Here is a 3,821-nt window from a genome sequence, read left to right on the forward strand (position 1 = left end):
GATCCTACCGCAGGTCCTTCGCCCGCTGCTCCGTCAGCCGCTTCATGCATCTCGCCTCGACGACCGGAGCCGGGGCCGCGCCGCCGGGGTGGGAGGCTTCGTAGGCGCACTCGCTGTCGCGGTAGTCGAGCCAGGCTCGCTGGGCGCGGTCGAGCGGGGCCTTGGCCTCCACATCGACCTTGGCCGCGAGCTGCTGGTAGGCGTCGTTGAGGGCCTTGTCCTCGCGCCGGTAGGCCGCCTGCTCGCACTTCGCCAGCGCCGAGCCGCGCTGGCCGGCCGAGGCGATGCAGCGGTCGTACTCCGACCCGGGCGGCGGGCTCGCCGGCTGAGCCAGCGCCGCGCCGCAGAGCGCGAAGGCGACCGCAGGTCCAAATACGATCCGCAACGTCATACGCGCTCCTTTCGGGGCCCGCGCCAAGCCTAGCATGGGCCACGGTTGCGAGCGCGATCCGAACGCCGGATCGACCGCCCGCCAGGGGAGAATGGCCTTGGTCCACGTCGAACCGTTGATCGCCGCCGGCGTCGTCCTGTCGACCGCCGTGACGGACGCCGTCTACGTCATGTTCAACGCCGCGGTCTCGGATCGCCGGCGCTTCGCCGCGGCGAGCTGGAGCAGCATCTGGTATCTGCTGTCGGCCTTCGCGGTGATCAGCTACACCTCGAACTGGATCTATGTGATCTTCGCGGCCCTCGGCTCCTGGCTCGGCGGCTTCCTGTCGATCACGGTCCTCAACCGCAAGGCGGACGTCAGGCGTTAAGCCGCGCCCGGGAAAACGGCCGATGGCGGCGGTCAAGGTGCTGCGCGTGCGGCGCCGACCCGGACGCCAGGACCCGCATCGACGACTGCAGCACCCCGCTGGAGGACGCCCTGGCCGGCGGGTTCGCCAAGGCGGCGGCGGCCATGCAGGGCCGGTGAGGCGGCCTCTCAGCCCGGCAGCCGGCCGTCGGACGAGGCGGAGCGGGGAACTGGCGTTTTCCTTGGCCTGTTCTCGAAGGAAGGAGGATGAGCCCATGGAATATCGGTACGTGACGCTGTCGTCCTCGGGCGAGGCGAGCGACGGCGAAAACTGGTCCTGCACCTCCGACGTGGAGGCGATCGAACGCGCCCGGGGCCGGGCGGCCGCCTTCGGCGCCGAGCTCTGGCGCGGCGATCAGCGGCTGAGCGTCATCGCCGGACCCATGAGCCGTCCTGACCGGCGGACGCGCGCGCACTGACGGCCGCTCAGCGGGCCGGTATCGGATTGGCAGATTATGCCATTGGGCCTATCTTCCGGCTTCGAGCAGCCAGGAGGCGACCCATGCCGACCCGCAACGTCGTGCTGACCGACCACCAGCAGGAGGTGATCGAGACCCTCGTCCAGTCCGGCCGCTACCAGAACGCCAGCGAGGTGCTGCGCGAGGGCCTGCGCCTGGTCGAGCAGCGCGAGGCGGAGGACGCGGCCAAGCTCGCCGCCCTGCGCGCCGCCGCCGACGCCGGCTGGCGCGACCTGGAGGCCGGCCGCTATCGCGACGTCGCCGAGGACGGCCTCGTCGACTACGTCGCCGAGCTCGGCCGGCGCGCCGCCGGCCAGCTTCGCCGCCAGGGCTGATGGCGGGCCTCCGCCTGACCGAGGCCGCCGAGCGCGACATCGTCGAGATCCTGACGTGGAGCCACACGACCTTCGGCGAGGCGGCGCGCCGGCGCTACGAGCGCCTGATCGCGACCGCCCTGGCCGACGTCGCCGCCGACCCGTTCCGCGCCGGCAGCCTCGCGCGTCCGGAGCTGGGCGAGGGGGTGCGCAGCTGGCGGCTGCGCTCGAGCCGCGAGCGCGCGCGCGACGAGGCTGGCGAGGTCGTCCAGCGCCCGCGCCACTTCCTGATCTACCGGTGCGCCGGGGCCTGGACCGTCATCGGCCGCGTGCTGCACGAGGCCATGGAGCTGGAGCGGCATCTGCGGGGGGAGTGGGAGTAGGCCCACCGTCGTCCCGCAAAAGCAGGTCGTCCTACGGCCGTTCCTTGGGCGGGATGGCCGCGGCTTCCTCCGGGGTGAGCTTGCGCATCGAGACCGCGATCAGCGGCTTGCGGTAGCCGTAGTTGCTGGCGAGCGTCAGGTCGAGGTCGAGCGCCGAGCAGATCCAGTCGGACCCGCGCACCGTGTTGACCAGGAAATAGCCCGGCCACTTGTAGACCCGCGAGCCGGGCGTGAGGTCGACGCGGTAGATGTCGTTGATGTGGACCCGCAGATAAAGCACATCGCCGGTCTTGTCGGCGTTCCAGCTCTGCCAGGCGCTGCCGACGGGAAAGCAGCTCCGGGGGTTTTCGGTCTTGGCGGCCTGGGCCGCCGAGGCGGCGAAGGCCAGGGCCAGCGCCGTCGCCAGGGTGGTGAGGTGTCGCGTCATCGAAGGTCCTCCAGCGGACCGGTTCGCCCCAGCATACCGCAGCCGGGGCTCTTCGGCATTAGTGCCGTGTAGACCGCCGCGGGTTCGGATTCACCTCCACGGCAAAGCTATACCCGCCGCCAATCACAGAGGACCAAGCTGCGGGTCAGCCCGTCGAAGGGCTGAGACCGAGCTCGTCCGGCGCGCGCTCGGCCGCAAGGCCGGTCTCATAGGCGCCCGCGGCAAGCCGTCGCGCGACGCGTGGCCGGCGTGCGCCCGTTCCAGCTTGCGTGTTTTCAAGCGGGGCCGGAGCGGCGGCTTCGGGGACGGCGCCCGCTCACCTGCGCCCCCCACTCGACAAGACCGACAACCTGGGGAGGCCGCCGTTGAGTGCGCGCGTGAGTTCTGACGAGCCTGGTTCCACCGCGAGCACCCGCCGCCGCTTCCTGCAGACCACCTTCGCCACGCTGGGCGTGAGCTCGCTGGCGCATCAGGCCCTGGCGGCGGGACGCGATCCGGCCGTCGTCGGCGCCGCCCGGGCCGGGCTCGAACGCGCCGGCAGCCGGGTGGCGCGCCGGGACGTGGTGGGGGTGGCCGACTTCGCCCAACCCTCGCGGGCGCCGCGGTTCCACATCGTCGACATGATGAGCGGCCGGGTGGACACCCTGCTGGTCGCCCACGGCCGCGGCTCCGATCCCGAGCATTCGGGCTGGCTGCGCAGCTTCTCCAACCGGCCGGGCTCGGCCGCGACCTCCGAGGGCCACTATCTGACCGGCGGCTACTATTTCGGCCGCCACGGCCGCTCGATGCGGCTGCGGGGCCTGGACCCGACCAACAGCAACGCCGAGGACCGCGCCATCGTCGTGCACGCGGCCTGGTACGTGGGGCCGGGAATGCTGCGCGAGTGGGGCATGCTCGGCCGCAGCGAGGGCTGTTTCGCCGTCAGCCAGTCCGACCTGCCGCGGGTGCTCGATCGTCTCGGGCCGGGCCATCTGCTGATCGCGACCAGGCTTTAGCGCCTGGAGCGCGTTCCGCAAAAGTGGATCCGGTTTTGCGGTCAGAACGCGCTCAAACCTTTGAATCCAGAGCACGATCAACGATCAGGCGATTCCGCCCGATCGTTGAATCGTGCTCGGGCCGCCTGATAGCGGTCGAGCAGGCCGAGCAGCCTCGGATCCCAGCCGTAGACGTCGGGCAGGAAGACGATCCCGTCGTCTTTCGGCACGGCGGTGAGGTACATCAGCCGCACCGGGATCGGACGAGCGAGTTTCATCCGGGCGGTCCTGCCCGAGGCGAGGATCCGGTCGACCCGCCCCTCGGACGAGCCCGGCTCCTCGCCGACCACGGTCCGGGCCAGCTCCACGGCGTGCTCCAGGCGGACGCAGCCGTGGCTTGCGGTCCGCTGCGCCTGGTTGAAGGTCGACTTCGACGGGGTGTCGTGCAGATAGACCGCGTAGGGGTTCG

Annotated in this window: 8 protein-coding genes; 5 read left to right on the forward strand and 3 right to left on the reverse strand. The window is 71.3% G+C overall.

Annotation, left to right across the window (positions count from 1 at the left end; translation table 11 throughout):
- Positions 1-4: 4 nt before the first annotated feature.
- A complete protein-coding gene (locus VJS38_RS01810) occupies positions 5-391 on the reverse strand; it encodes a lysozyme inhibitor LprI family protein (RefSeq protein WP_324086445.1) in 387 nt (128 codons plus the stop codon).
- Positions 392-488: 97 nt separating this feature from the next.
- On the opposite strand from VJS38_RS01810, the gene VJS38_RS01815 reads away from it, so the two are divergent.
- From VJS38_RS01815 to VJS38_RS01830, 4 genes are all read left to right on the forward strand, one after another.
- A complete protein-coding gene (locus VJS38_RS01815; protein ID WP_324086446.1) occupies positions 489-758 on the forward strand; it encodes a hypothetical protein in 270 nt (89 codons plus the stop codon).
- Between the two features lie 253 nt (positions 759-1,011).
- Positions 1,012-1,215, forward strand: a complete 204-nt coding sequence (locus tag VJS38_RS01820; protein WP_324086447.1) for a hypothetical protein — start codon at positions 1,012-1,014, stop codon at positions 1,213-1,215.
- Positions 1,216-1,298: 83 nt separating this feature from the next.
- Positions 1,299-1,589 carry a type II toxin-antitoxin system ParD family antitoxin gene (locus VJS38_RS01825; RefSeq protein ID WP_324086448.1) on the forward strand — a complete coding sequence of 97 codons (291 nt, stop codon included), beginning with the start codon at positions 1,299-1,301 and terminating at the stop codon, positions 1,587-1,589.
- Positions 1,589-1,951, forward strand: coding sequence for a type II toxin-antitoxin system RelE/ParE family toxin (locus VJS38_RS01830; RefSeq protein WP_324086449.1), 363 nt, complete (start codon positions 1,589-1,591; stop codon positions 1,949-1,951). Before VJS38_RS01825 ends, VJS38_RS01830 begins: the two co-directional genes overlap by 1 nt.
- 31 nt (positions 1,952-1,982) lie before the next feature.
- Here the strand turns inward: VJS38_RS01830 and VJS38_RS01835 are convergent, their stop codons facing one another.
- Positions 1,983-2,378, reverse strand: a complete 396-nt coding sequence (locus tag VJS38_RS01835; protein WP_324086450.1) for a hypothetical protein — start codon at positions 2,376-2,378, stop codon at positions 1,983-1,985.
- Positions 2,379-2,755: 377 nt separating this feature from the next.
- On the opposite strand from VJS38_RS01835, the gene VJS38_RS01840 reads away from it, so the two are divergent.
- Complete coding sequence (locus VJS38_RS01840) at positions 2,756-3,373, forward strand: murein L,D-transpeptidase catalytic domain family protein (RefSeq protein WP_324086451.1); 618 nt, start codon at positions 2,756-2,758, stop codon at positions 3,371-3,373.
- A 77-nt stretch (positions 3,374-3,450) separates the two neighbouring features.
- On the opposite strand, the gene VJS38_RS01845 is transcribed toward VJS38_RS01840, so the two are convergent.
- Positions 3,451-3,821: L,D-transpeptidase family protein (locus VJS38_RS01845; protein WP_324086452.1), on the reverse strand; the 371-nt coding region annotated here is incomplete at its 5' end.

The organism is Phenylobacterium sp., assembly GCF_035276905.1.
Classification (GTDB): Bacteria; Pseudomonadota; Alphaproteobacteria; order Caulobacterales; family Caulobacteraceae; genus Phenylobacterium.

What these genes read in the sequence shown, in the direction of transcription:
- VJS38_RS01810 (WP_324086445.1), bottom strand. Translation starts at nt 391, where the DNA reads ATGACGTTGCGGATCGTATTTGGACCTGCGGTCGCCTTCGCGCTCTGC.
- VJS38_RS01820 (WP_324086447.1), top strand. Translation starts at nt 1,012, where the DNA reads ATGGAATATCGGTACGTGACGCTGTCGTCCTCGGGCGAGGCGAGCGAC.
- VJS38_RS01825 (WP_324086448.1), top strand. Translation starts at nt 1,299, where the DNA reads ATGCCGACCCGCAACGTCGTGCTGACCGACCACCAGCAGGAGGTGATC.
- VJS38_RS01830 (WP_324086449.1), top strand. Translation starts at nt 1,589, where the DNA reads ATGGCGGGCCTCCGCCTGACCGAGGCCGCCGAGCGCGACATCGTCGAG.
- VJS38_RS01835 (WP_324086450.1), bottom strand. Translation starts at nt 2,378, where the DNA reads ATGACGCGACACCTCACCACCCTGGCGACGGCGCTGGCCCTGGCCTTC.